This is a genomic window from Pantoea sp. SIMBA_079, assembly GCF_046940275.1.
In the GTDB taxonomy this organism is placed as follows: Bacteria; Pseudomonadota; Gammaproteobacteria; order Enterobacterales; family Enterobacteriaceae; genus Pantoea; species Pantoea borealis.
Genome location: NZ_JAWRYR010000096.1, coordinates 1 through 345, shown reverse-complemented (window position 1 = coordinate 345; position 345 = coordinate 1). Strand labels below are relative to the sequence as shown.

1 protein-coding gene is annotated in these 345 nt (G+C 66.4%); it reads right to left on the bottom strand.

Features of this window, described 5'->3' with window-relative positions:
• Positions 1-162 (bottom strand): helix-turn-helix domain-containing protein (locus SB719_RS19265; RefSeq protein ID WP_412159619.1); only part of this gene is annotated, 162 nt, incomplete at its 3' end.
• Positions 163-345 lie beyond the last annotated feature (183 nt).

Genomic DNA, 345 nt, shown 5'->3' with positions numbered 1-345 from the left:
CAGTTCACGGCGATCCCGCACGCGCTTGTACAGGGATGGTGCGCGCACCCCGACCCGCTCGGCGACCGCCTGCATGGTGAGCCCGTCGAGGCCTCCGCTCTCGATGAGTACGCGACCCGCGGCGACGATCGCGGTGCGCGAGGTCTTCTCAGGCGTCGGCATGCTTGCATCTCCTCGTCATAGCTAACTATCATAGCCATCATGGAACTCGCGCCCGGCCTCCGCCGCATCGGCAACGACATCATCGCCGTCCATCTCATCGTCACCGATGACGGGATGACGCTCATCGACACCGGGCTGCCGGGGCACTACGCCGACCTGAAACGGGAGCTCGACGCCCTCGGG